We start from the raw sequence: 872 nt of genomic DNA, 5'->3' as shown, positions 1-872 counted from the left end.
GAATATCCGAAAGGGGGGTACCTTTCAGATGGACCCACTTCTCCTTACAGCACAGCAGATCCAGGAGCGTTACGGTCTGCACCGCAACACCCTGTACAAGTGGGAGAAGCAGGGCATCCTCCACCCCGTCCGCACACCGGGCGGCCGCAGGCGGTACCGCAAGGAAGAGATCGAACGGCTACTCTCCTTAGGGGTCGGAGCTCCTTCGGAAAGACCCAGGCCCCGTACCCTGCTCTACGCCCGGGTAAGCACCAAAAAGCAGGAAGCTTTTCTCAGAAACCAGATCGCCCGGCTGGAAGCCTTTGCCAGGGAGCGGGGTTGGGAATACGAGGTCATCGCCGAAGTCGCCAGCGGGGTCAACGAGAACAGGCGGGGCCTCGTCAAGGTTCTGAACCGGGCCAAGAACGGGGAGCTGGACCGGGTGGTGGTGGAGTACGAGGACCGCCTGGCGCGGTTCGGCCTCGGCTACATCCGGCGCTTCCTGGAAGCCTTCGGGGTGGAGCTCGTGGTCCTGAACGGGAAGGAGAGTCAGGAGGTGCACGAGGAGCTGGCCGAGGACCTGGTGGCCGTCGTTTCCAGCTTCGCGGCGCGGATTTACGGGAAACGAGGTTCGCGTCCCAGGAGGAAAAAGGGGGAGGCCAGGGGTGTCCAAGCGGCGGAAGAGAAAACCTAAGCACTTCCGGGGAGTCTACGCCCTCCTGGTCTTCCCCTTTGCAGAGGACTTTCACCTTCTCCTGGACCTCATGCGCCGCTTCTCGGCGGCCGTGCGCTACGCCTACAACCGCCTCTTGGAAGGAAAGGGCCGGGAGGAGCTCAAACGTCAGGACGGCCTCCTCTGCACCTTCTTCCGCCTCAACACCCGCTACGCCGAC

The 872-nt window shown here is 63.0% G+C and carries 1 protein-coding gene and 1 pseudogene; both read left to right on the top strand.

Annotated elements, in window-relative coordinates:
- Window positions 1-28: 28 nt before the first annotated feature.
- The gene (locus tag ETP66_RS11850; RefSeq protein ID WP_038043797.1) at window positions 29-673 is read left to right on the top strand and encodes an IS607 family transposase; all 645 of its coding nucleotides are present in this window, start codon (window positions 29-31) and stop codon (window positions 671-673) included.
- Window positions 645-872: pseudogene (locus ETP66_RS11845) on the top strand (IS200/IS605 family accessory protein TnpB-related protein); the annotation flags it as partial. The gene ETP66_RS11850 and the pseudogene ETP66_RS11845, both read left to right, overlap by 29 nt.

This window comes from Thermus thermamylovorans, from assembly GCF_004307015.1.
In the GTDB taxonomy this organism is placed as follows: domain Bacteria; phylum Deinococcota; class Deinococci; order Deinococcales; family Thermaceae; genus Thermus; species Thermus thermamylovorans.
Note: the sequence above shows the minus strand (reverse complement) of the source record. Positions and strands in the feature narration are given on the sequence as shown.

What these genes read in the sequence shown, in the direction of transcription:
- ETP66_RS11850 (WP_038043797.1), top strand. Translation starts at nt 29, where the DNA reads ATGGACCCACTTCTCCTTACAGCACAGCAGATCCAGGAGCGTTACGGT.